21 protein-coding genes are annotated in these 23,347 nt (G+C 60.6%); 6 read left to right on the forward strand and 15 right to left on the reverse strand.

The window, feature by feature from the left end:
* Nucleotides 1–108 precede the first annotated feature (108 nt).
* Nucleotides 109–1,068 carry a chemotaxis protein gene (locus LDZ28_RS18730; protein ID WP_244828531.1) on the forward strand — a complete coding sequence of 320 codons (960 nt, stop codon included), beginning with the start codon at nucleotides 109–111 and terminating at the stop codon, nucleotides 1,066–1,068.
* A gap of 136 nt (nucleotides 1,069–1,204) precedes the next feature.
* On the opposite strand, the gene LDZ28_RS18735 is transcribed toward LDZ28_RS18730, so the two are convergent.
* The 3 genes from LDZ28_RS18735 to LDZ28_RS18745 all read right to left on the reverse strand — a co-directional run bounded on the left by LDZ28_RS18735 (nucleotide 1,205) and on the right by LDZ28_RS18745 (nucleotide 2,667).
* Nucleotides 1,205–1,483: a hypothetical protein gene (locus LDZ28_RS18735; protein ID WP_244828532.1), complete on the reverse strand. Its 279-nt coding sequence runs from the start codon at nucleotides 1,481–1,483 to the stop codon at nucleotides 1,205–1,207.
* Nucleotides 1,484–1,805: 322 nt separating this feature from the next.
* The gene (locus tag LDZ28_RS18740) at nucleotides 1,806–2,261 is read right to left on the reverse strand and encodes a response regulator (RefSeq protein ID WP_244828534.1); all 456 of its coding nucleotides are present in this window, start codon (nucleotides 2,259–2,261) and stop codon (nucleotides 1,806–1,808) included.
* Between the two features lie 82 nt (nucleotides 2,262–2,343).
* The gene (locus tag LDZ28_RS18745) at nucleotides 2,344–2,667 is read right to left on the reverse strand and encodes a hypothetical protein (RefSeq protein WP_244828535.1); all 324 of its coding nucleotides are present in this window, start codon (nucleotides 2,665–2,667) and stop codon (nucleotides 2,344–2,346) included.
* A 247-nt stretch (nucleotides 2,668–2,914) separates the two neighbouring features.
* Between LDZ28_RS18745 and LDZ28_RS18750 the strand changes: the two genes are divergently transcribed.
* Entirely contained in the window at nucleotides 2,915–3,937 is a 1,023-nt protein-coding gene (locus tag LDZ28_RS18750) for a transporter (RefSeq protein ID WP_244828537.1), read from the forward strand.
* A gap of 13 nt (nucleotides 3,938–3,950) precedes the next feature.
* Here LDZ28_RS18750 and LDZ28_RS18755 read toward each other — a convergent pair whose 3' ends face one another.
* Nucleotides 3,951–4,418, reverse strand: a complete 468-nt coding sequence (locus LDZ28_RS18755) for a DUF1348 family protein (protein ID WP_370652154.1) — start codon at nucleotides 4,416–4,418, stop codon at nucleotides 3,951–3,953.
* A 107-nt stretch (nucleotides 4,419–4,525) separates the two neighbouring features.
* Between LDZ28_RS18755 and LDZ28_RS18760 the strand changes: the two genes are divergently transcribed.
* Complete coding sequence (locus LDZ28_RS18760; protein WP_244828540.1) at nucleotides 4,526–5,098, forward strand: TetR/AcrR family transcriptional regulator; 573 nt, start codon at nucleotides 4,526–4,528, stop codon at nucleotides 5,096–5,098.
* Here the strand turns inward: LDZ28_RS18760 and LDZ28_RS18765 are convergent.
* The 11 genes from LDZ28_RS18765 to LDZ28_RS18815 form a co-directional block, all read right to left on the reverse strand.
* The gene (locus tag LDZ28_RS18765; protein WP_244828541.1) at nucleotides 5,095–6,444 is read right to left on the reverse strand and encodes a TolC family outer membrane protein; all 1,350 of its coding nucleotides are present in this window, start codon (nucleotides 6,442–6,444) and stop codon (nucleotides 5,095–5,097) included. The genes LDZ28_RS18760 and LDZ28_RS18765 overlap by 4 nt on opposite strands.
* A complete protein-coding gene (locus LDZ28_RS18770) occupies nucleotides 6,437–8,557 on the reverse strand; it encodes a peptidase domain-containing ABC transporter (protein ID WP_244829715.1) in 2,121 nt (706 codons plus the stop codon). The genes LDZ28_RS18765 and LDZ28_RS18770 overlap by 8 nt, the downstream gene beginning before the upstream one ends.
* A 2-nt stretch (nucleotides 8,558–8,559) precedes the next feature.
* Nucleotides 8,560–9,789, reverse strand: coding sequence for an HlyD family efflux transporter periplasmic adaptor subunit (locus LDZ28_RS18775; protein WP_244828543.1), 1,230 nt, complete (start codon nucleotides 9,787–9,789; stop codon nucleotides 8,560–8,562).
* Nucleotides 9,790–9,867: 78 nt separating this feature from the next.
* Nucleotides 9,868–10,803: a hypothetical protein gene (locus LDZ28_RS18780; protein WP_244828551.1), complete on the reverse strand. Its 936-nt coding sequence runs from the start codon at nucleotides 10,801–10,803 to the stop codon at nucleotides 9,868–9,870.
* A gap of 663 nt (nucleotides 10,804–11,466) precedes the next feature.
* Nucleotides 11,467–11,622, reverse strand: coding sequence for a hypothetical protein (locus LDZ28_RS18785; RefSeq protein ID WP_244828552.1), 156 nt, complete (start codon nucleotides 11,620–11,622; stop codon nucleotides 11,467–11,469).
* A gap of 135 nt (nucleotides 11,623–11,757) precedes the next feature.
* Entirely contained in the window at nucleotides 11,758–12,276 is a 519-nt protein-coding gene (locus LDZ28_RS18790) for a fimbrial protein (RefSeq protein ID WP_244828555.1), read from the reverse strand.
* A gap of 73 nt (nucleotides 12,277–12,349) precedes the next feature.
* Nucleotides 12,350–13,456, reverse strand: a complete 1,107-nt coding sequence (locus tag LDZ28_RS18795; RefSeq protein WP_244828556.1) for a fimbrial protein — start codon at nucleotides 13,454–13,456, stop codon at nucleotides 12,350–12,352.
* A 12-nt stretch (nucleotides 13,457–13,468) separates the two neighbouring features.
* Nucleotides 13,469–16,066 carry a fimbria/pilus outer membrane usher protein gene (locus LDZ28_RS18800; RefSeq protein WP_244828557.1) on the reverse strand — a complete coding sequence of 866 codons (2,598 nt, stop codon included), beginning with the start codon at nucleotides 16,064–16,066 and terminating at the stop codon, nucleotides 13,469–13,471.
* Nucleotides 16,067–16,222: 156 nt separating this feature from the next.
* A complete protein-coding gene (locus LDZ28_RS18805; protein ID WP_244828563.1) occupies nucleotides 16,223–16,966 on the reverse strand; it encodes a fimbria/pilus periplasmic chaperone in 744 nt (247 codons plus the stop codon).
* A gap of 116 nt (nucleotides 16,967–17,082) precedes the next feature.
* On the reverse strand, nucleotides 17,083–17,628 hold the full coding sequence (locus LDZ28_RS18810) for a fimbrial protein (protein ID WP_244828565.1): 546 nt from the start codon (nucleotides 17,626–17,628) through the stop codon (nucleotides 17,083–17,085).
* 416 nt (nucleotides 17,629–18,044) lie between these two features.
* Nucleotides 18,045–19,547, reverse strand: coding sequence for a PLP-dependent aminotransferase family protein (locus tag LDZ28_RS18815; RefSeq protein ID WP_244828567.1), 1,503 nt, complete (start codon nucleotides 19,545–19,547; stop codon nucleotides 18,045–18,047).
* 216 nt (nucleotides 19,548–19,763) lie between these two features.
* On the opposite strand from LDZ28_RS18815, the gene LDZ28_RS18820 reads away from it, so the two are divergent.
* The 3 genes from LDZ28_RS18820 to LDZ28_RS18830 all read left to right on the forward strand — a co-directional run bounded on the left by LDZ28_RS18820 (nucleotide 19,764) and on the right by LDZ28_RS18830 (nucleotide 23,343).
* A complete protein-coding gene (locus LDZ28_RS18820; protein ID WP_244828568.1) occupies nucleotides 19,764–20,861 on the forward strand; it encodes an ABC transporter ATP-binding protein in 1,098 nt (365 codons plus the stop codon).
* A gap of 83 nt (nucleotides 20,862–20,944) precedes the next feature.
* Nucleotides 20,945–21,985 carry an ABC transporter substrate-binding protein gene (locus LDZ28_RS18825; protein WP_244828570.1) on the forward strand — a complete coding sequence of 347 codons (1,041 nt, stop codon included), beginning with the start codon at nucleotides 20,945–20,947 and terminating at the stop codon, nucleotides 21,983–21,985.
* An 86-nt stretch (nucleotides 21,986–22,071) separates the two neighbouring features.
* On the forward strand, nucleotides 22,072–23,343 hold the full coding sequence (locus tag LDZ28_RS18830; RefSeq protein WP_244828571.1) for an ABC transporter permease: 1,272 nt from the start codon (nucleotides 22,072–22,074) through the stop codon (nucleotides 23,341–23,343).
* Nucleotides 23,344–23,347 lie beyond the last annotated feature (4 nt).

Consider the following 23,347-nt stretch of genomic DNA (forward strand, 5'->3'; position numbering starts at 1 on the left):
AAGGCGCGTCGCCTTCAGTTTTGTCGATTCGTGCCGCTAATCAGACACGCGCGCCGCGATGCGCGCATCAAGCGGCGCAATGAGGCGCCGCTCATGGAGATGACAAAGGTGAGCAGTTCACAACAGGATATCGAGCAGCGCGTGCGGCTCGCGGGCAGCAACATGTTCGAGCTGCTTCTGTTCAGGCTCGGCGAGGCGCCGGGTTCGGAACAGCGCGAGCTCTACGGCATCAACGTGTTCAAGGTGCGCGAGATTCTCGCGATGCCGACGATCACCGCCGTCGCGGGATCGAGCGCGGAAATTCTCGGCGTCGCCGACATTCGCGGGCAGATCATTCCCGTGATCGATCTGGCGCGCATCACCGGATGCCGGCCGAAAAACGGTCCGAAGATCCTGCTCGTCACCGAGTTCGCGCGTACCACGCAGGGCTTCGCGGTCGAGGAAGTCGATGACATCGTGCGGCTGGAGTGGAATCAGGTGCTGTCGGCGGAATCGCATTCGGGCGGCAGCACGGTAACGAGCTTCGCGCGGCTGGACGGCAACGTCGACGGATCGCGTCTTGCGCAAGTGCTGGATGTCGAGCGCATCGTGCGGGAAGTGCTGCCGGGGCAGGAATCGGATATCACCGAGGAAAGCACGGGCCGCCTGCGGCTCAAGCCCGGCGCGCGCGTGCTCGCCGCGGACGACTCGGGCGTGGCGCGCTCGCTCATCGGACAGAGCCTCACCGCGATGGGCGTGCCCTTCGTCATGACCAAGACCGGTCAGGAAGCGTGGGACGTGCTGGAATCGGCGCTCAGAAAGGCGCAGAAGGACGGCACGGAAGTGTCGGATCAGATCGCGCTCGTGCTGACGGACCTGGAAATGCCGGAGATGGACGGCTTCACGCTCACGCGACGGATCAAGGCGGAATCCGGTTTGCAGCATATTCCGGTGGTGATCCACTCGTCGCTTTCGGGTTCCGCGAACGAGCAGCACGTTCGCAAAGTCGGAGCGAATGCGTATGTGTCGAAGTTCGAGGCTTCCGAACTCGCAACCGTCATGCGCGGCGCATTGGCCAACGCGGCCTGAAAACCGAGCGATCAAACGAAATCGGCGCCCGAGATAACAGACCTTGTGAGTCTGTTTCTCCGGGCGCCGTTTTCTTTGCTTATTGCGTACTGGTCAGTCCGTTTAGCCGAACCATAATCCGGCCGGACTGCTTCGATCAGTGACCGAAGAAAACCGAGTTTGCGTTGTTGTCGCCGTTGGCTTGCGCACGGTTGCCCGATTGAGCCAGCGAGTCACGCGAACCGCCGAAAGCGCGATTGTCGCCATGAGCCGCTTCTTCAGCAGCAATGGTTTGTGCGCTCGGGCCTTGTTGCGAGCTCGGCGCGCCGACTGCCGGACGGTAGAACGGAGCCGGGCCGTAGCCGCTTGCAAATGCGGGTGCTGCGAGCGTGGCGGAAGCGGCGATCAAAAGCGTAGCGATAAGATTGCGTTTCATGGTGAGCTCCAAAGACGGTTGACGTTCAATCAGAAAGCGCCGCAGCGGTCTTGCGAGAAACTGTCTGCTACGTCGATGAAATGCAGTGTATACCCCTACTATCGTTTTTTTATCTCGATATCTTTCAACACACTTTTCACGCTGAACCAACAATCGCTGGCAGCACGATTGTGCTTAAGTTCTGAGTAGCCTTTTCGGATAAGGGTTTGCGGACGATGCAGTCCGGCAGCGGCGCGAGCTTTGTTTAGCGGGGGCAAAACGATCATTTATCGCACGAGCGTGCAATAAGCGGGTAACTCGGGCTGATTTCCGGCGTTATCTCTCAATGCACCTGCACGAGCTTTTCGATGAGCCGCACGAGCGCGGCCGGCGAACTGCCCTTTTGGCAATAACCGTCGAAACCGGCGTGAAGCCCTTGCGTCCTGACGAGTTCTTCACCGAGCGCGGTAAACGCAATGATCCCGGCGTCGCGCGTCTGAGCCACGCGGCGCAAGACACGGGCGGTGGCGAAACCGTCGTGCTCGGGCATGGTGATATCGAGAATGACGATGTGCGGGCTCCAACGATCCACCGCGTGCAGCGCCTCCAGGCCGCCGAGCGCGACGCGCGTGTCGAAGCCATCGGCGAGAAAGGCGGCGGAGAGTGCCTCGGCGCTCGTGGCGTTGTCATCCACGATAAGAATGCGCCATTGCTTATGGTCGACGTCGACGCTGCGGTTGGTCCACAGCGAACACGGTTGAGAAGACGAGGTCAGCGAAGTCAGCGAAGTCAGAGGCATGGCAATCCGGCAAATTCATTTTGCCGAACAGCCAGCAGGTTTCGGACCAGAGACGCGCGCCGCCGCTTCTCGGCGTGCGCGGTCAGTCTTTTTTGCTTTTGCGACGCTTGCCCGCGACCACTTCTTCGCGGTCACGCAGGCGCGCGTTTGCTTCCACGAGCGATGCGGCGTCGTGCTGACGCAAGGCCAGATCGAGTTCGCCGAGCGCCGCGAAAACCGCGTCCCGCTCCGCTTCTTCGTTTTCCGCCACGCGCCGGGCTTCCTTGTCGATCCGCTTGAAAAGCTTGCCGCCAAAGCGCGTATCCACCGCGCCTTCGCGCACGAGAACAGCGATCACCGAAGCCAGCCGGACCACGCCTGCTGCCGTGGTTTGCGTATCGCCATCCAGTTCATCACGGTCGTCCACTCTTGCCTCTCCCCGGTTTGGGCAAATGATTCGCGTCGATATCGTCCGATGCGAGGGCGCGCCGCGCCCTTCTTGCGTTGCGCCATGATACGCCCGCTTTGTGACAGCCATATTTGCACGGGTATGAAGAACCTGGCTCGCGCGCCCCATTCGACAGACGCGCGAGCAATGGCACACTAACGCCTGCCGCCCTGTCACGCCAGTCGATATCGATGACACCGTTTAGCCACTGCCACCGACCGCCCGCATGAATCCCGCTACCCTGCATAGACCGTCCTACGGCTCCGACTTCTCCGGCCTCGTCTGCGGCTTCCGGTTTCATCTCGACCAGCCGGGCGTTGCCATCGACGCCGACACCGCGAGCGCCTGGCTCGCCCGCGACGATATGTCGAAGGAATTCATCTGGCTGCACTTCGATCTCGCCAATAGCGCGTGCGAACGCTGGATGCGCACGCGGCTAGGCCTTCCCGACACATTCTTCGAGACGCTCAGCGAAGGCTCGCACTCGACGCGCATCGAGCATAAGGAAGGCGCGCTGTTCGCCGTCATCAACGATGTGATCTTCAACTTCGAACTGACGCCGTCCGAGATCGCCACCTTGTGGGCGTATACGCATCACAAGATTCTCGTCACCGCGCGCATGAAGCCGCTGCGTTCCGTGGACTCCCTGCGCGAATCGGTGCGACGTGGCGAGCTGTTTCGTTCGCCCGCGGAATTACTCGCGCATCTGCTGCGCGATCAGGCGGAATTGCTCGTGCAGATCGTGCGGCGCACGAGCGTGGAAGTGGACGGCATAGAAGACCGCTTCCTGTCGCTGCATTCGCCCACGAGCCGTTCGGATCTCGGCGCGTTGCGACGCGTGCTCGTCAGGCTGCAACGCCTGCTCGCGCCGGAACCGGGCTCGGTGTTCCGGCTGCTTGCGCGTCCGCCGCGCTGGCTGCACGCGCAGGACATTCAGGAATTGCGCGACGCCACCGAGGAATTTTCGCTCGTGCTCAACGATCTCGCGGGACTCGTCGAGCGCATCAAGCTCCTGCAGGAAGAGATCGCGACGCGCATGGACGAGCAGAGCAATCGCACGCTGTTCACGCTGACGCTCGTGACCGTGCTCGCGTTGCCGATCAATATCGTCGCGGGTTTCTTCGGCATGAACGTGGGCGGCATTCCGCTCGCGGAAAATCATCACGGCTTCTGGCTGCTCGTGTTGATCGTCGCGAGCTTTACCGTGCTCGCGGGATGGTGGGCGTTTCGCCGCCGTCGCAACATGTGAGCGTACGCGCGTGTTAAAAGCCGAGATCGCTCAGGCCGGGATGGTCGTCCGGCCGGCGTCCGAGCGGCCAATGATATTTGCGATCCGCTTCCCGAATCGGCAAGTCGTTGATCGACGCATGGCGGTGCGTCATGAGACCCGCCTCGTTGAATTCCCAGTTCTCGTTGCCATAACTGCGATGCCAGTGGCCGGAATCGTCGTGCCATTCATAAGCGAAACGCACGGCAATGCGATTCCCCGCAAACGCCCACAGTTCCTTGATGAGTCGATAGTCCAGCTCGCGATCCCACTTGCGCTGCAGGAACGCTTCCACGGCAGCGCGGCCGTCGACGAATTCCGCGCGATTGCGCCAGCGGGTGTCTTGGCTATAAGCCAGTGCGACTTTCTTCGGGTCGCGCGTGTTCCAGCCATCTTCGGCGGCACGGACTTTCTGCACGGCGGTTTCGGCTGTGAACGGCGGGAACGGCGGTTTGCTTTCCATGGCCAACTCTCCTTTGCGCTCTGACATGTAGTCGATATAGGGAGACAGGTCTGTCTACCTGCGGCCTACTCTAGCGCAGGTAGACGAACCTGTCTACAATCGATTGCATGAATACGCATACCGAAGTCACGGAACTCACGCCCGACGCGCGCATCCTGCAAACGGCTCACGATCTCTTCTATCGCGACGGCATTCGCGCGACCGGCATCGACCGGGTGATTGCGGAATCGGGCGTCGCGAAGAAAACGTTCTACCGTTATTTTCCGAGCAAGGACGATCTGATCGTCGCGTTCCTGGCGTTCCGTCACGAGAACTGGATGACGTGGTTTCGCGACGCGCTCGCGCGTCACGGCGGCTCGCTCTCAGCGCTCGTGCCCGCGCTTGCCGAGTGGTTCGGCGGCGACACGTATCGCGGCTGCGCGTTCATCAATTCGGTGGTGGAAGTGGGCGGCACGTTGCCGCCGGCCGTGGATATCGCGCGGCGGCACAAGCGGGATATGACCGCGGCAATTCGCGCACTCATGCCGGCATCGCGCACAGCCAAGGCCGATGCACAAGCGCTGGCGCTCGCCGTGGATGGCGCGATTGTCGCCGCGCAATTCGCCGACTCCCCCGCCGATGCATTGAAGGCGCTCGCACGCGTGGTGCGAGCGGTGAAACGCGGAGCGAGCGCGGACTAGAACGACCCGCCGCGCGCTTTCGCCGATGCCGTGAGCGCCGTCTGCGCGCTGCAACACAACTTCGCGTTCATGGCCTCGATATCGTTCGTGCTTAAGGTCGCGACATCGGCCTTCAGTTTCAGGAACGCGACGATGGCATCGTAGCGAGAGCGCAGCAGATCGCGGCGCGCGGTGTAAAGCGCGTCGATGGATCGAAGCACATCCGTGCCCGAACGGCTGCCAACCTTGTAGCCGATCTGCGTGGCATCCAGCGTGTCTCGCGAGGATTGCACGAGATGCGTGAGCGAATCCACCCGAATCCGTTGACGTGTATAGCGAGCGAAGTTGTCGCGCGCGGACGCTTCTGCTTGCCTGGATGCCAGCAGATACGCCTGCTCCTCCTTGTCCGCGAGCGCGAGCGTCTGCTTCACGCGCGCCTGAACCTCGCCGCCCGAGAACAGCGGTATCTGCACCTGAAACATGGCCGTGGTGGTAGTCGTAGGCCGTGAGTAGCCAGATGCAGCGCCCGCAGGCTGATAAGTGCCCGTAATGCTTGCGACGGGATAATGCGCGGCGCGCGCCTTCGCGGTATCGAACTTCGCGATCTCCCAGCCGAGTTGCTTCGACTGTACCGAATAGTTGGACGCCTTCGCCTGCTCGGTCCACGACTCTTCGCCGTCGGAAAGGGCGGGCAAGGTCATGCCTGGGGGCAACGCAAGTAACGCCGAGAACGGCTGGCCAGTGACTTGCTCGACCGCGCGGCGTTTCGTCGACACATCTTCCTGCGCATCCGCCTGCTGCAATTGGGCTTGTTCGCGCGCGGTGTCGGCTTCTCGCTGGTCGATGAGCGTGGCCTCACCCGCCGCCCGCTTTCGACGCACCTGATCGAGCTGCAAGTCGATGGCCGCGAGATAGTCCGCCGTGCGCTTCTGCTCGTCTTCCGCGGCGAGTTCATCGAAATAAGCCTGCACCGCGCGAAGGATCGACGCCTGTTGCGCCCCCGCGAAGTCCACCGCGCCTTGCGCCACCGTGAAATCCGCCTGACGATACGCGGTCCACTTGCTCCAGTCGAAGAGCGGTTGCGAGACGGTCACCATCCAGCCGTTCTGCCAATAGTCCTGACGCGGAAAGCCGTCCATGACGATGCGGTTATACGCGCGTCCCCAGCCACCTCCAATTTGCGGCAGCAATGCGGCGCGCGCGATCGGCACCGCTTGCTTCGCGGCCTCGTAGCTTGCGCGCGCCTGCGCGAATTCGGCGTCGTGACCGAGCGTTTGTTGAACGACCGCCATGAGATCGTCGGCATGGGCGAACGACGCGTGTATCAACATACCGAGCAGCAAGCTGCGCTTCAACGATTTATGCATGAGCTTCTTCTTCCGGCGTCGCAACCACAGGCACTTGGCCTTCGCGCACGAGTCCACCATCCTCGAAGCGATAGCGCGTATCGAAAGCCGAAGCCAGCGACATATCGTGCGTAATCACGACGACGGTGCGATCGAGATTGCGCAACAACCCGGCGATATGCTTCACCGATGCCGGATCGAGATTCGAGGTCGGTTCGTCGAGCAGCAATAGCTCGCGATTTTGATAGAGCGCGCGCGCCAGCAACAGACGCTGCCGCTGCCCCGCTGATATATTCGCGATGGTGTCGCTGATGACAGTGCGCGTTCGCATTGGCAAACGCATGATGTCGGGTAACAAGCCGACGTCGTCGAGCAGCTTGTGGATGCGCTCCTCGTCCGCCTGGCCCGTGAAGAGCGTGATGTTGTCCGCGATCGATCCGTGCAGGATGATATCGCCCTGACGCATATGCGCCTGATGCCGGCGGATTTCATCGACGGCGAGATTCGGCCAGGCGATGTCGTTGAGCGCGATATGCCCTTCCTGCAACGGCTCGGCCGCCGACAGTAACTTGAAGAGCGTGGACTTGCCGCTACCCGACGGCCCCGTGATGACGATCTTGTCACCCTTGCGCACTTCGAAGCTCGCGTTCTTCAGAACCGGTTGGTCCGAAATGCCATAGCTGAACGTCACATCGCGCACGTCGATACGCTCGAAATGACGCACTTCGGTGGCACGCTGCGCATCCGCGAGCGGCGTATAGCGTTCGTTCTCGTTCTCGGCGATGTCGTCCACCCGCGCGGTCGGCACGCTCAGCATGAAGTATTGGAACATCGCGTTGATGGCGCTCGCAAAGCGCTCCGACATCAGCGACTTGTAGATCAGAAACGAATAGAACACGCCGACCGACACCTTGCCGCCCAGCATGAGACGCGCCGCCAGATACGTGATGATGATGGTATCGGCATAATTGACGAGCTTGAGCATGCCGTCGCGCGTGCAGGTCAGCCGGCTGCTCTTGAGAAGCGCCGCTGCATAAGCCTTGTAGACGGTCATATAGATGGCCGTGCGGCGGGTCTCGCCTTGCGCGAGCTTGAGCAGCGAAGCCGCGCGGATGGTCTCGATCAGCGAGTCGTCGCAACGGGCCGAGGTTTCGAGCACGAGCGCGTGATTGTCGCGCATGGCCGCGAACATGCTGAGCGCAACCGCCACATACACGGCGAAAACGACGAGCGCGACCACGGCAAGCTGGCGGCTCTGAATGAACATGAGCACGAGCGCGAGTGCGCCGACTGCCAGATCGATATGCAAGGAAATGGCGGAGCGCGTCGCGAACACGCTGATCTCGTCCTGCGCCTTCACGCGCGCGAAGACGTCGCCGACGTGACGCTTCTCGAACCATGACATGGGATTGCGCAGCAAATGGCCGATCAGCCCCTCGGTCATGTTGATCTGCGTGACGTTATAGAGCAGTTCGGTCAGATACTTCTGCACGAATTCGCTCAGCGCGCCAAGCACGAAGATGCTTGCGAACGTCATGATCAGCACGTTCAGCAAGTTGCGATTGTCCGCGGCGACCACGTAGTCGAGCACCAGATTGCCGAAGTACGGCGCGGCGAGAATGGCGAACTGACTGCCGAGCGCGACGAACAGCACCTTGGCGATGAGCGCCGTGAGGTCCGGATTCAGTGCGCGCACGCGCTTCAACGCTGCGGGCACGCGCGATTTCGCGCGGATGCGCGGCATTTGCGGCGTGGGCGCAAACTCCAGCAGAAAGCCGGAGACGGCGGAGCGGAACGTGTCCATCGAGATACGCCGGCGGCCGCTTGCCGGATCGAGCACGCGCACGTAGCCGTGACTCGCCTTTTCGAACACCACGAAGTGCGAGCCGCCGAAATGCATGAGCGAGCCCTTCTTGACCTGCGAGAGATCGTTGGGATCGAACCGGTATGCCTGCACCGCAAGGCCGAAATCGGTGGCGACATCGTACAGGTCCATCAAGCTCAGCCCGTTCGCCGAAATGGGCTTGTAGCTCGACAACTCGCGTACTTCGGTCGCCCGGCCGAGATGCGACAGCACCATGGCCAGACACGCATAGCCGCATTCGGCCACTTCATTCTGATAAATAACCCGCACCATCAACCTCTCAGCATTCGGAACAAGGGCGCCAGCACCCATTCGGCAATCGTCCTTCGCTCGACGACGATGCTCGCCGTCGCCCGCATCCCCGGCAAAATCTTGAAATGCTGTCCCTCGAAGTCGAAGGTATTGCCGCGCAGCGTGGCCCATGCGAGGTAATCGCCTTCGCCTTCTTTCGAGCTATCCGTCTGTTCGGTCGGATCGGGTGCGCCTGGTGTGCCGGGTGGACTGGGCGGGCTCGCCGGCAGCACGGTGGTGCCGGAGATGGAGTCGATGCGCGCCTCGTACGTGCCAAATTTGGCGTACGGGAATGCATCGAACTTGAGCCGCACGATCTGGCCTTCGCGCACGAAACCGCGACGCCGAGAAGGAATGCTCAACGCGGCGCGCAAGGGCCCGCTCTCGTCTGTCGCGATGACCATCGCCACGTCGGCCGTCGTCAACATGCGGCCCGCGACGAGGCCCGAAAACGTGACCGTGCCGCCCTTCGGCGCGGACACGGTCGCGTCTTGACGTTCGCGTTCGAAGCGCGTGCGCACGTCTTGCACGTCGCGCTCATGTTGCGCGTCGAGGCCGCGCAATTGCGCTTCGAGATCGGCTTGCGTGCTGCTCGACGCGCTGACTTCGCCCGCCAGTTGCTGCTGACGCGCGACGCTTTGCGCGGCCGTCGCCTTGCCCTGATGAACATCCGCGCGAGCCTGTTCGACCTTGTCGGCGGCAACGTAATCCGCCACCGAATCCAGACGCGCCAGCCGCTGCTGGAACTCGCCGACCAGTTGATTGTTCTGCGCGATCTGCGCGTTGAGCGCCCCAAGCTCGGCGCGGCGGCTCACTGCTGTCAGGCGCGCCGATTCGCGCTGCGCATTCAACTGGATGCGGCGCTCGTTGTACTGCGCGTCGATGGAGCGAATCTGGTCATCGCGCATTTGCTCGTCGAATACTTGTCGGCGACGTCCGTCTGTCGTCAGCGAGAAATCCCGCTGCAGCCGAAAGAGCGGCGTGCCGGGCTGCACCTTTTCGTCCGTGCGCGCGTAGATGCCCGACACCAGTCCACTCAAGCCTTGAATCTTGACCTCGGACGGAGACATGACTTCGCCACTGACATCCTGCTTCAGTTCGACCTGATGGAAGAACGCGAAAGCGACGGCGGCGACAGTAAAAATGGACGTCGCGTAGGCTATCCATCGCCACGGGACGTCTTTGAATTCGGGAAGATCGGTCGGCTGCATGAGAATGAAGGCTGGCTTCGCTGCGTGGTCTGGCCCGGTCTGCACCGGGTGCGTGACGCGCAGATTCGGTTGCGCTGATTAGCGATTGGGAGCGAACGAATACATGGCGGGATGACCGCCCGGGGTCCACTGCTGATAGTTATCGGTCAGCGCGCTTTCGATGTAATTTGCGAGCCGCTGGGGCGCGTCGGGCGCGGCGAGCGGAATGTGGTCGAAGATATGCGCCTCGAAATGTCCGCGCTCGAAGCGCAAATAAAACGGCAGCAACAGCGCATTGAAACTCTCGCCCATGCGGAACACGCCGTTATGAACACGCGCGCTGCGTCCGAACATTCTGACCTCGGCGGTCTCCATGGGATAACGATGCATGGTGAATGGCGGGACGTCGGAGAACAGCACGACGACGCCATCGCGTTTCAGCGAACGCGCCACGCGCACGCCAAGTCCATTGCGATTCGCATCACCATAGGTGTAAAGCACTTTAATGCCGGGAATGAGCTTTTGATCGTCGCCATATTGATTCCTTGGCACGCCCGAAACCACAGAAAGCGACTTCAGGTCGAGCAAGGCGACAAGCCGCTCGACGATATAAATATTCGCGTATTGCGAGACATAGTGAAAGGGCGAGACAAACACGGGCTGATTCGGCACATCGCGTTTGAGTTGCCTGATTCGCGCCGCCAACTTCTCCGCGATTGCGTCTAACTCGGGCAGGGCTTCGTGCTTGCGAATATCGCGACCGAAATAAATGCGCTGGTCGATCAACTTTTCCAGTTGCGCTGCCGCGCGTGAACGCTTTATTTGCACGGCTGGCAAATGCAGGATATCGCGCGCGATCTCTGCGCGAATGTTGCCGTGCGCGCGGCAGACGGCATTAAATAAACCGTTGACGCGCAGCATGATATTTGCGAGCTGTTCCGCTTTGGTCATCGGAATACGTCCGATCACCGCGCGCTTTACGCGATGTCGACACACCGCGAGCCACTTTCTCAGCATTGGGCGCAACGATGCCATGGTATTTTCTAGTTTGATAATGAGAAAGCGGATCTCGCACTCTTCGGCGAGATTGGATACAGCGAGGATTTTCCGTTCGTTTTACCCTTGCAATGACCTCTCGCGGAGAGCAAACCAGGAGAGGTCAAAAGCCAAGCAATCAACCGCCAGCACTGCCCTGTCGGCCACCACTTACCGCCGCCCGGGAAGCGCTAAGCGGATGTTGATTTAGCCCGTGATGTAGATGTTGATCACGGTTTGCGACTGAGCCGACGAACCCTTGTTGCAGCCGCCTGCGACATCGGCTTGTTGAAGTGCATTACGTTCGATTTTTTGCATGATTGCCTTGAAACTATTTTTAGATTGACGATACGCGCAAGAATCCATATATGGGATTTTTGCGAATTACATTGCCTTCGATATCCGAATCTTGCTGAATATCAAAGGAAGGCGAATGATACGGCATCCCGAAACGAATTCAAACTTCGATAATTCCGAAAAATAAACCAGTCAACGGTTTAGTTAAATGTCTATAGGCAATCAAATGTAGTTGTAATTGCCGAGAAGCCAGTGTTGATTGCTCCCGCTCAACTTTCATAGATATCGTGGAACGTTTTCAAGGGAGAACGACAACGGGGCCACTGGCCCCGTCGTTCAATCGCTTCTTTGGACAGACTGAAACCGTCAGCTGACCGCTACAGAGATTCTTGCCTTGTCGTTAAAGTTACCAGACGTAATGGAAATGGAAACGTTAGTATTTGAACTGGAATTGCTCGACGCCTTGGTTTCACCGCCGGCGATATAGCATTCGCCCAGCGCATCTCGATCGATTTTGTGCATAAATATGGTCCTGTTTGTTGCTAAGTAGAAAGGTTTGCTTGAGCCAGGTTTAACAGGCAATCAAAGACTACATACCGACTCCGTGGAATCAAATAAGTAGTTTTGCCAGCTATGTTTAACGATGCGATTGAAACCTTAGTTATATGTGAAGTTCACCGTAGCCGATGCCGTCACCGTGCCGCCGGTCATCGTGCCGAGCCTATAGTATTGGGCGACCATCGGAACGGTCATCGAACCCGAAGCGTCCGCTGCGCCCAGCGTGAGCGCGCTATTCAACGCGAGAGGCGAACCCGTACTGTCACCCACATTCGTGGCCTTGAGCAATTGCACGCCCACTTGCGCAGCAGTACCCGTGTTTTTCAGGACGCTTGCCACCGTGTCGATGGTTCCATTGACGGTCATTCCTATATTCGTGCCGGCCGCGCAACTGACCAGCTTGACGTTGAACGCCTGCGCAGAGTTGGTTGCGCCAACGGCCGCAAAGTCGGTCGTTTTAGCCTGTTGAAGCGTGATTGTCTGATTAACGGAATCCGTATCCACCGTGCATGTCGGCAAGATGATCGTTCCGGTGAAATTGAGCGTGGCATCGGCGGCAAATGACGAATGCGCGGCAACGAGTGCAAGCGCGGCCACGCCGGTTTTCAAAAGCTTCATTCGAGTTTCTCCTTCGTGTTGATGAGCGGTCAGACAATGCGCGGCGATATCTCAGGCAATTCGCCGCGCGTTGTCACAGATAAAGCACGGTCAAGGTCATCGTGGCGTTGGCGGGTCCCGCACTCAGCGCGCCGGTGCGGTAATAGCGGGCCGTCATGGGAAGCGAGTAACTGCTATTGCGCGTGCCGTCGAATCCGCTCAACGTGCGGTTGACGCCAAAGCCGAATACCGAGCCCGTGCTGTCATACAGCTGGATGCCCACGCCGCCCGCACTCGGACTGCCATTCAGCGCCGCCACGTCGGTGAAGCCGGCAATGGTTCCGTTAGTCGGATCGATCCGGTACTGCACGCTGTGGATCAATCCGGCCGACGTATTCGGCACCGCCGCACCGGCCGGGCAATTGTTGAAGCTCAGATTGAAGCCGATGACCTTGCTAGGCGCGGCTCCGACGGATGGCAGGTCGGCAGGTCCTTGCGTTCCCATCGGCACGGTCACGTCCGGTGTCTCGCAGGTCAGAACGGTGATCACGACCGGCGAAATGTTGAAGTCGATCACCCCGGCGGACAGCACGTTGCCAGCGGGCGGTGGTGTCAAGGTCTGCCAGGAGAAAGCCTGGGCGATCGTTCCCGAGAGTGTGCCGGGTGTCACGTCTCCGATCTTCACCAAAGCCACGATCAATTGCCCGCCGTTGTAGATCGTGCCGGGGTAGTTCCACTGCGAACCCATCTTTTCGAACGAGCGAAGGTTCGTCTGTCTGCCATCGGGGACGACGTAACCGCCCATCGCGATGCCTATACCCGGCACAGTGGTCGGGTACACAGCGAACGCGACGCCGTTGTAGGTCACGGTATATGTGGTTCGACTGTCCGTCGTCACTCCCGCGGTCTCGAAGTCGGTCCCCGTGTACACGGAGCCAACCACGGTGCACGTGTAATAGTCGCTCTTCAATGGCGACAGTGACCATGCGGTCAAGATCGACCCATTTGGCAGATCGCGCGCCACGGCCACGGCGGCGGGCATCGAAAGCGTGAATGCACTGTAGTTGGACCGGCAAGTAGCGGAATCCGCATATGCATTCGCCGGTAACAGCGCCCACGCGACGAGCCAGCACAGCAGAGCGCGCACCAGCGCCGAGGCGACCTTGTCGATCGTACCAATATGGTTTTCTTGATTAATCATCGCGTCTTCTCCTCACTGACACACGCCATCGCCGATGGAGATCGAATTGGGTTTGGTTGCGTCGACGGACTGCGGCAGCTGATAGCGCACCACGCAACGCTGGCTGGCTCCGTCGCCCCACTTCACGTTCAACGCGCCCGCGTCCGCCTTCAACCCGGTAGCGATGATGCGGCTGCCTTGCGCCACGGTGCCGACGGTGTGGGCCTCGCCGTCGAACACCTCGGCGCCGAATGGCAGCGGCGTGCCATCCGCCTGCGTCACGCGCATGACCGCTGGCTTGCCCAGGTTTTCGGTTTCGAACTTCAGGGCGACCACCGCACCGGCGGTCGGCGCCGTGCGCTGCACCGTCGACTTCAGCGCGATGTTGAGCGGCAGACCCTTGGGGTCGATTTCGACCTCGTTGTTCGAATAAGGCTGCATGCCCGAGATGACCGCATGCCCCCAACGGTCAACGCGCAAGCCCGCACCATTCGCGAGGCGCGCGCCTGCCGCGTCCTTGGCTTCGACCACGGCGACCGTATCGCCCATATTCGGGGTGAACGCCACGCCGTCGCGCCACGCGACCACTCCGCCGGAAATGCCCGCGCCGACCTGCGAATAGTGGCGTCCGGTACTGGCGTTTGCGGTCATCAACGCGAACGGCGACATGTAGCCGACGTTGCCGCCCGCGCTCGTCGAACTGCCCGAGCCATTTCCGCCGTCGCTGTAGTTGGCGTTGACGCCGTAGCTGAACGCGTTGTCCGCGCCGAGCGTTCCTGTCACCGATTCCTGCAACGTGGAGCTTCTATCGCTCGTATCGTGCTGGAAGGTCGTGGACGATTGCGGTGCGTGCGCGCCGAAGCCGAGCGGCACCATGAGGTTGAGCATGATGCGGTTATCCCAGCGATTCGTGTTCACTTGATACTGACGCACCGCCGATACGCCATACGTCAGGCGTCGCCAGCTATTGCTGTAGCCGATCTGAAATTGCGTGTCGTGATCGGACCGGTTCCAGTAGTTTTGAATCGATCCCACGGCATACACCGAGCCGTACTTGCCGCCCTCGCCCAGACTCTGATTCAGAACGAACTGAACGCGCGACTTCTGGCGAGCATCGAGAAAACCCGGTTGATGGTCTTCGTACAACTGGCGCAGCGCGACGGCATCCTGCAGCGTGTAAAAGCCATTAGTCGAATAGCGATAGGCCGCGACCGCGATATTCGTATTCGTCGGCTCGAACAGACGACTGAAGCTCAAGCGCACACTCGCGCCATTGTGCGTGCCGTATCCCTTGAAGCTCGCGGTGGCGTGGCTCACGTCGAGGCCGAATGCGCCGACGCTCGTATTCAGCGCGGCGCCGACCATGCCGGAGAAATACATATCTCCGCCGATCATGCCGCCGTAGAGCGTCACGAGATTGTTGACGCCGTGCTGCACCGTTGCCTGCGAGACGAACGGATGAATATCGATGCTCGGATCGCGGTACTGACCGATGGTCGCGCTATAGCGCGTGACGCCGGGTCGCAACGCGTTCACCGCCGCCGCGTAAGGCACGGTGGAAATGTGCTGCGAGCCGTCGGCTTCCGTGACGATGACATCGAGATTGCCGCCGTAACCCGTCGGATAAAGATCGTTGATCTCGAATGCGCCGGGCGCGACGGTCGTCTCGTAGATGATGTTGCCGTTCTGCCTGACCTGCACCCGCGCGTTGCTGTTTGCAATGCCGTGCACCACGGGCGCATAGCCGCGCTGCGACTCGGGATACATGCGGTCGTCGGTTCCGAGCGTGACGCCGCGCACGCCGTAGCTGTCGAACAGCGCGCCGTCCGTGAAGGTATCGCCGGCGGTAAGCTGGCTCTTAATGTCCCTGAACGAACGCTGCACGTAAGTCTGCACGCTCTGATAGTGCTGACCGCCGATGGTGTTGTGCGTCAGGTTGCCCTGATAGCGGAAGCGCCACGGTCCCGCATTGATGCCGCCGATCAGCCCGAGATACTGCGAGTCGTTGTTGTATCCGCCGGACGAGCTGTGATAAACGTTCGCGTTGTACTGCAGCGTGCCCGCGTTGATGCCGTCGTCCCAGTACTTCGGATCGACGTAGCCGCGTGCGCGCGAATTCATCGCGATTTGCGGAACGGAGACGTCGAGACGCTGCTCGCCGTTGTCGAACGACGCGGTTGCTCCAGCAATGAGATCGGGCAAGGTAAGGCAGGCATCGCCCGCGTTATCGAGCTTCGCCGACGCCTCCGGCGAGAGCTTGCGCAGATCGACACCCATGCGATCGAGCAGGTCCGCATTCACGCAAGGCTGCATGGCGACAACACCCGCGCCTGCGCCCGCCTCGCGGATATCGATATCGAACTTGCCTTTCCAGACGGCGTTCACGTAGGTATCCGCGCGATACGTGCCGGGCAGAATCTCTTGTCCCTTGTTGAAGCGCGATATGTCCAGCTTTTCGCCGCTGCCGTTTTCGAGGAATTGTTCGTTGAATTCGACGGCCGCGATCTGCTGGGTAGAATCGGCCCATGCGTGAGCGCTCACGCCCATTGCGGCCAATGCCTGAAGCGTGAACAGGCTGATGGGTCTCAGGCGCATGCCGGACACATGAGCGCTTCGGTATTGCATATTCATTTAGTCTTCCGAAATTACGGCAACAGCGTGACTCGGCACGCTATGCGGCATGCTCCGAGTTCATCCTTAACGAGTGATGGCGACGTTCAGCGCAACGCTGCGCTATCGCGGGGAATCGGCCTGCTGGGCAGGCCCGCCGAGAAGCCTGCGAATGACTCAGGGCGCCAGACTGGCATCGCCGTCCTGCGGGCCGCCGTAGTCGTTGATCGCGGTATAGCGAATCTTCGTGCTGTTCGCGGGCACCTCGCCCTTGAGCGGGAAAGCCCTGCTTTCGCCCGGGCCTACCATGCCGCCGTCAGTGAACTCCGATGCGCTCGCGCCGTTGCTAACCTGCACGCGGTCGAACGACACGTGATACTGCGTGGGGTTACTCGCCTCGATCGAGTTCTTGCCGCCATCGTGTTTGAGATGCCACACGATCTGTCCCGGCGCGTCAGTTGCCTGGCCTTTAAGGCCGCTCGGGCGATAGAAAAACTTGATGCGCGTGCGAAATGCAAGCTGCAACTGGTTCGCGCTCGCTTCGTCGCCCGTGGGTTTCGGCGGCACTTCGAGCACGTTCAAATAGAAGATGCTCTCCTTGTCCGCAGGCAAAGGCTCGCCCGTCGACATGATCCGCAAGGTCTGCGATTTACTCGGATCGATACGCATGATCGGCGGCGTGATGGTGAACGGCACGTCGATGGCGTCCGGCTTGATGTTCGGATCGCCCTTGTCCATCCACACCTTGGTCAGGCCGGGAAGCTTGCCGTTGTTGGTCAGCTTCACCGTGACTTCGGAATCGCTTTGATTGAAGACGACCCGCGTGCCGGCAATCACCACCGACGCATTCGCGGAAGGAATGAACCCTTGCATCGCGACGATAAATGCCGCGGTCGTTATGAGTCTCTTTGCCACTTTCATGTTGACGTAATGCCCGAAACGGAGCGCGAGTGTAAAGATAAAGCGGGCTCGCGCCCGCATATGTACGGGTCTTCAACCGATGATCGCGCCGAAGACCCCGTTCCACTACCGCAAGATCACATGTAGTCGATGCTGTAGATCACGGACGAGTTGGCTGCGCCAGCGGTCGTCGCGCCCGTCGCGTAATACTGAACTTGATAGCTGAGCGATGCCGCGCCGCTGGAGATGTCGGCCGACTTCACGTTCTGCAGCTCACGCGAGTAGCCTGCCTTGATCATCGAACCATCGGAGTTCAAGAGTTGCAGCTTGACGTTGCCCGCGCCGCCCGTGGCCACGATCAGGCGGCCATCGTTCGCATCGACCGTTGCACCGGCTTCATAGAACACGCCCGCTTCGCTCGTTGCCGTAACCGGCGCGCAACCCGTCAACGCGATGTTGTACGAAGTCGTGCCGGCCGTCTGGCCCGATGCCGTCAGGGTCGACGTGGAAACGGTCGGCAGCGTGACCGTGAAGTCCTTGCTGCTGGTGCCGTTGCCGTTGATCGTGCAGGTCGTGGCCGTCAGCGCGCCATTGAACGTGATGGTGCCGTCCGACGCGAACGCGGCGCTTGCTACGAGGCCCAGTGCTGCGGCGACCATCGCCGAGATCAAGGATTTTTTCATTTGGATATGCTTATAAAAATTGACAGGGATGGGTCGTCAGATCAAGCTAAATGTTCGGCCGCGAAAGGCGGTCGCCCACTCCTCGAACTTGACGCCCAAATGCCGCATCTCGGCTTCCAGGTTTGCTACAGATAAACATCCGCTTACGCGCTACGTTTATCTCGTCTGGTTGAAATGCGAAGCGCAACGATAATCGAGACCGTCGAGAAACGGCACTCGATTTTTCCTAATTTTTCAGGGAATAGTTAGTGATGCGATAAATGCTGCCTGACGCAAGCAGCAGCTATCTTCGACGTGACTTTGGTCAGCGAACATTCGACGCCATGCAAGGCGCTCGCCTGCTTCGATTGCGCTTCAGCAGTTATCTTGACCGCCCCGCCGCGGTAACGCGGCGCAATGGTGCCAACGAGCCGTCATCACAGCTGCATCGCCGGCGAGAGCGCCATCTCGATCGATTCGGCGAGCTTCGCAAACGCGGGCGCGATCTCATCGTTCGGCACGCACGCGTAGCCAAGCATGAGACCGGGACGCGCGGCATCCGCGTTCATGTAGTAGTTGGCGAGCGGCCGTGTCACCACGCCCGCCGTCATTGCGTGACGCGTGATTTCGCGGTCGTCGACGTGTTCCGGCATGCCCAGGACGAAGTGCAGTCCGGCCTGATCGCCGTGCACCGCGAGCGTATTGCCGAACCGCGCGCGAATGGCGTTGATGAGCAATTCCCTTCGTTCGCCGTATAGCCCGCGCATGCGCCGCACGTGCGAGGTGAGATGCCCGTCGAGAATGAATTCGGTGAGCACGGCCTGCTGCATCAGTTGCCCTTCGCGATACAGCTCCGCGACGCCCGTGCGAAACGTATCGACGAGATTTTCCGGCACCACCATATAGCCCATGCGCAAACCGGGGAACAGCATCTTGCCGAGACTGCCGACATAGATCACCTGTCCGGCGTCGTCGAGTCCCTGCAGCGACGAAAGCGGCCGGCTGCCATAGCGAAACTCGCTGTCGTAATCGTCCTCGATGATCCACGTGCCATGTTGCCGCGCGAACTCGAGCAAAGCGCGACGCCGCGCGAGACTCATGACCATGCCGAGCGGATACTGATGAGAAGGCGTAACCAGCGCGATACGCGGCGGCGTGGCCATGTCGCGCGCGTTCGGATTCAAGCCTTCGTCATCGACGGGCACGGGCACGAGCGACAGCCCGGACGACTGCAGGACGCTTCGCACGCCCCAGTAACACGGCTCTTCGACCCATGCGCGGTCGCCGAAATCGGTGAGCAGACGCACGGTCAGATCGATCGACTGATGGATGCCCGTCGTGATGATGATCTGATCGGGCGAGCACTTGACCGAGCGCGCGACACGCAAATAGTCCGACAACGCGCGCCGCAGCGGCCGGTAGCCGCCGCCGGGCGCATAGGTCAGCAAATCGGGATTCGCGCGCTTCCAGAGCCGCGCTTGCAAGCGGCTCCAAGTTTGCGCGGGAAACTCGCGTACATCGGGCACGCCGGGCATGAACGCGCCCCACTGCTTCGGCGATACCCCCGCCTGCGAGATCAAGCGCGCGCCGCGTTGCGAAATCGCGCAGGGCTTCTGAGCGGCGTCGGCGCTCGACTTGGCGCCCGGCTTCGCAGCGGCGCGTTCGCGCGGCGCCGTATCGGCCACATAGGTGCCGCTGCCGGTCGTCGACGTGACATAGCCTTCGGCCGTCAACTGGTCGTACACGTGCAGCACGGTATTGCGCGCGATGCCGAGATCGCTTGCCAGCATGCGCGAACTCGGCAGCTTGGTGCCGGGCGCAAGTTGACCGGTCAGGATGGCCTGCTGCATGAGCTCCAGCATCTGCCGGTACATCGGCTCCGCCTGCGAGCGTTCGACGAGTCGCGTACTCAGCCAGTCCGCGAGGATGATGGTATCCATGAATTTCCCCGAGCCCTCAGGAACCTCGCCAGCAGGCAAAGTGGTTCCAAGTTGAATATTGAAATGGCTCCACATTGTAGAACCGTCACGGGCTATAGTTATCGCAGGCAGTGGAAAAATTTCCGAGCGCCGCAAAGGCGCCGGTCAGGCGCCGTAGAGGCTTGATACAGGCCGCTCCCAGCTACAACGCATCGATTTCCGAAGGAGACACGGAAGATGAAATCCGATCAGGTGATCGTCAGTTTTCGCGGCGTTAGAAAGACTTATGACGGGGAAACCCTAGTCGTCAAATCGCTCGACCTCGACATCTATCAGGGCGAATTCCTCACGCTGCTCGGGCCGTCCGGTTCGGGCAAGACCACTTGCCTGATGATGCTCGCGGGCTTCGAATTCCCGACTGGCGGCGAGATCTGGCTAGACGGCAAGTTGCTCAACAAGGTGCCGCCGCATAAGCGCGACATCGGCATGGTGTTTCAGAACTACGCCTTGTTTCCACATCTTTCCGTGCAGCAGAACGTGGAATATCCGCTTACGGTTCGCAAGATCTCCGCCGAGGAACGCGCGCATCGCGTCGACAACGCACTCAGGATGGTGCGCATGGAGAGCTTCGCGAAACGTTACCCGGCGCAATTGTCGGGCGGTCAGCAGCAGCGCATCGCGCTCGCGCGCGCGCTCGTATTCGAGCCCAAGCTCGTGCTGATGGACGAGCCGCTCGGCGCGCTCGACAAGCAACTGCGCGAGCACATGCAGTACGAACTGAAGTCGTTGCACGAGAAGCTCGGCGTGACCTTCGTATATGTCACGCACGATCAGGGCGAAGCGCTCACCATGTCGGACCGCGTCGCGGTATTCGACAAAGGCATCGTGCAGCAACTCGATACCGTGGACCATCTCTACGAAGCGCCGTGCAACGAGTTCGTCGCCAACTTCATCGGCGATAGCAACCGCTTGCGCGGCACCATCGAGCAAACACAAGGCGAGTTCTGCGATATCCGCCTGGCCGACGGCACGCGGCTTTCCGGGCTGAATGTCGCGAAGGCGAAGGCGGGTGCGTCGGCTATTGCCTGCATCCGGCCCGAGCGCATGAAGCTCGCGGCCATCCGCGAACAGAACCATGCGACACATAACGCGCTCGCTGGCGAGGCCAAGAGCCTCATCTATTTCGGCGATCACGTACGCATGCGCTGCGGCGTACGCGAACAGGACGAATGCTTCGTGAAAGTGCCACTCGGCAATGCGTTGCTCGATACCTTCACGCCCGGCGCGCCCGTCGCGCTTGAATTCGCTCCCGAGCATTTGCGCGTGTTTGCCTAAAGCGGCGCGCTTCATCGCTTTTGCTTTGTCTACTCGCAAGTCCACTGCTAACACCAAGCCAAAAAGGAAGAGAGGAAACCACCATGAAGAAGTTCGCACTGTGCTCCATGGCGTCGGCGGCGCTCGTGTGCATGTCGGGCGCATCCGCATTCGCGGCGGAACTGACCGTCGTCAATTTCGGCGGCGCGAACGGCGATGCGCAAAAGGCCGCATTCAATCAGCCTTACGAAAAATCATCGAGTAACAAGGTCACGGCCGTCGAATACAACGGCGAGCAGGCCAAGGTCAAAGCGATGGTCGAAGCGAAGCACGTCAACTGGGATGTCGTCGAAGTCGAATCGGGCGATCTGGGACGCGGCTGCGACGAAGGTCTCTACGAAAAGCTGGACTGGTCGAAGATCGCGAAGAAGTCGGAACTCGTCACCGAATCGCCGCAAACTTGCGGAGCCGGCTTCTTCGTCTGGTCGACGGCGCTCGCCTATAACGCCGACAAGCTCAAGGGCGCGCCGGCCGGCTGGTCAGACTTCTGGGACACGAAGAAATTCCCCGGCAAACGCGGCATGCGCAAGGGCGCGCGCTACAACCTCGAATTCGCGCTGATGGCCGACGGCGTCCCGCCGAAGGATGTCTACAAGGTGCTCGGCACGAAAGCCGGCGCCGATCGTGCGTTCAAGAAGCTCGAAGAACTGAAGCCGAATATCCAGTGGTGGGAAGCGGGCGCGCAGCCGCCGCAATTCCTCGTCGCGGGCGATGTCGTGATGTCGACGGCCTATAACGGACGTATCGATGCCGCGCGCAAGGAAGGCAAGAATCTGAAGGTCGTCTGGAACGGCAGCATTTATGACCTCGATTACTGGGCCATTCCGAAGGGGTCGCCGAACAAGGATGTCGCGACGCAGTACATCGCATATTCGGTGTCGCAGCAGCCGCAGGAAACGTACGCGAAGAACATCGCCTATGGTCCGGTGAACAAGGCGGCCATCGCGGCGCTCGATCCGAAAATCCAGGCCGACATGCCGAATTCGCCCGCCAACGCGAAGAATGCCGTGCTGCAGGACATGGCGTTCTGGACCGATCACGGCGACGAGCTCGAACAGCGCTTCACGGCGTGGTCGTCGAAGTAAGCGTTTTTGGCGAAAGCACGGCTGCGTTTCGCGCAATGCGAACCGCAGCCAACGCCAAGCCTTTGCATGGATAGGAGACAGAAAGCGTGAACACCTTGACGATCGCCGCGGACGACACGCGCGAATCGAGCGCGCGACTCAAGCGCGAACTGAAGCTCGTCGATGCGAAAAAGCGCGCAATGGCGCTCGCGCTGATTGCGCCGCTCGCCATTTTTCTGTTCCTGATCTTCGTGGTGCCAATCGGTGCGCTGCTCACACGCGCCGTGCAGAACCCCGAAGTTGCGAACGCGCTGCCGCACACGGGCGCGGCGCTCGCAAGCTGGGATCGCAAAACCGCGCCGCCCGATGCCGCTTATGCCGCGCTCGCGCAAGATCTCACCGCGATACAGGACGGCGAATCGATGGGCGCGCTCGCTCGCCGGCTCAACACCGAGATTCCGGGCTATCGCTCGCTGGTTGCAAAAACTGCCCGCGCGATGCCGCTCGCCGCGGACGACGGCAAGCCGCTCGCCGCGCCGCAGATTCGCGCGAAGATCGTCGAACTCGACGAACGCTGGAACGATCCCGCGTATTGGCAGGCAATCGCGAAAAACGCCGGTCGATATTCGCCGTTTTATCTGCTCGCTTCGCTGGATCACCGGCAGGACGGTTTCGGTGACATCGAGCATGCAGGTCCGGATCAATCCATCTATTTGAACGTCTTTGGACGCACGTTCGTGATCGGCGTCGCGGTGACGTTTTTCGCGCTGCTGCTCGGTTATCCGCTCGCGTACTGGATTTCCACGCTGCCCGCGCGCCGTGCCAATCTCGTGATGGTGCTCGTGCTGATTCCGTTCTGGACCTCCGTGCTGGTGCGTGTCGCCGCGTGGATCGTGCTGTTGCAAAGCGAAGGGCTCGTCAACAAGGCGCTGCTCGCGAGCGGGCTGATTGGTTCGCCGCTCGCGCTGCTGTTCAATCGCGTGGGCGTTTATATCTCGATGACGCACATTCTTCTGCCCTTCATGATTTTGCCGCTCTATAGCGTGATGAAGTCCGTGCCGCCGACTTATCAGCGCGCGGCTGTTTCGCTTGGCAGTCATCCGTTCGCGGCGTTCTGGCGCGTGTATGTGCCGCAGACTTATCCGGGCATCGGGGCCGGCGTGCTGCTGGTGTTTATCTTGGCGATTGGTTACTACATCACGCCGGCGCTTCTCGGCGGGCCGAACGACCAGATGGTCAGCTACTACATCGCGTATTTCACGAACGTAACGATCAACTGGGGCATGGCTTGCGCGCTCGGTGCGCTGCTGCTTGCCGCGACGCTCGTGCTTTACGTCGTCTACGGTCGATTCACGCGCTCGAACGTAAGCCTGGGGTAAGACA

The organism is Caballeronia sp. TF1N1 (assembly GCF_022878925.1).
In the GTDB taxonomy this organism is placed as follows: Bacteria; Pseudomonadota; Gammaproteobacteria; order Burkholderiales; family Burkholderiaceae; genus Caballeronia.

Coding starts and splice junctions, on each gene's coding strand:
- LDZ28_RS18790 (WP_244828555.1), bottom strand. CDS start 12,276: ATGAAGCTTTTGAAAACCGGCGTGGCCGCGCTTGCACTCGTTGCCGCG.
- LDZ28_RS18780 (WP_244828551.1), bottom strand. CDS start 10,803: ATGGCATCGTTGCGCCCAATGCTGAGAAAGTGGCTCGCGGTGTGTCGA.
- LDZ28_RS18765 (WP_244828541.1), bottom strand. CDS start 6,444: ATGCATAAATCGTTGAAGCGCAGCTTGCTGCTCGGTATGTTGATACAC.
- LDZ28_RS18800 (WP_244828557.1), bottom strand. CDS start 16,066: ATGAATATGCAATACCGAAGCGCTCATGTGTCCGGCATGCGCCTGAGA.
- LDZ28_RS18755 (WP_370652154.1), bottom strand. CDS start 4,418: ATGGAAAGCAAACCGCCGTTCCCGCCGTTCACAGCCGAAACCGCCGTG.
- LDZ28_RS18775 (WP_244828543.1), bottom strand. CDS start 9,789: ATGCAGCCGACCGATCTTCCCGAATTCAAAGACGTCCCGTGGCGATGG.
- LDZ28_RS18785 (WP_244828552.1), bottom strand. CDS start 11,622: ATGCACAAAATCGATCGAGATGCGCTGGGCGAATGCTATATCGCCGGC.
- LDZ28_RS18760 (WP_244828540.1), top strand. CDS start 4,526: ATGAATACGCATACCGAAGTCACGGAACTCACGCCCGACGCGCGCATC.
- LDZ28_RS18810 (WP_244828565.1), bottom strand. CDS start 17,628: ATGAAAAAATCCTTGATCTCGGCGATGGTCGCCGCAGCACTGGGCCTC.
- LDZ28_RS18740 (WP_244828534.1), bottom strand. CDS start 2,261: ATGCCTCTGACTTCGCTGACTTCGCTGACCTCGTCTTCTCAACCGTGT.
- LDZ28_RS18795 (WP_244828556.1), bottom strand. CDS start 13,456: ATGATTAATCAAGAAAACCATATTGGTACGATCGACAAGGTCGCCTCG.
- LDZ28_RS18815 (WP_244828567.1), bottom strand. CDS start 19,547: ATGGATACCATCATCCTCGCGGACTGGCTGAGTACGCGACTCGTCGAA.
- LDZ28_RS18750 (WP_244828537.1), top strand. CDS start 2,915: ATGAATCCCGCTACCCTGCATAGACCGTCCTACGGCTCCGACTTCTCC.
- LDZ28_RS18825 (WP_244828570.1), top strand. CDS start 20,945: ATGAAGAAGTTCGCACTGTGCTCCATGGCGTCGGCGGCGCTCGTGTGC.
- LDZ28_RS18820 (WP_244828568.1), top strand. CDS start 19,764: ATGAAATCCGATCAGGTGATCGTCAGTTTTCGCGGCGTTAGAAAGACT.
- LDZ28_RS18735 (WP_244828532.1), bottom strand. CDS start 1,483: ATGAAACGCAATCTTATCGCTACGCTTTTGATCGCCGCTTCCGCCACG.
- LDZ28_RS18805 (WP_244828563.1), bottom strand. CDS start 16,966: ATGAAAGTGGCAAAGAGACTCATAACGACCGCGGCATTTATCGTCGCG.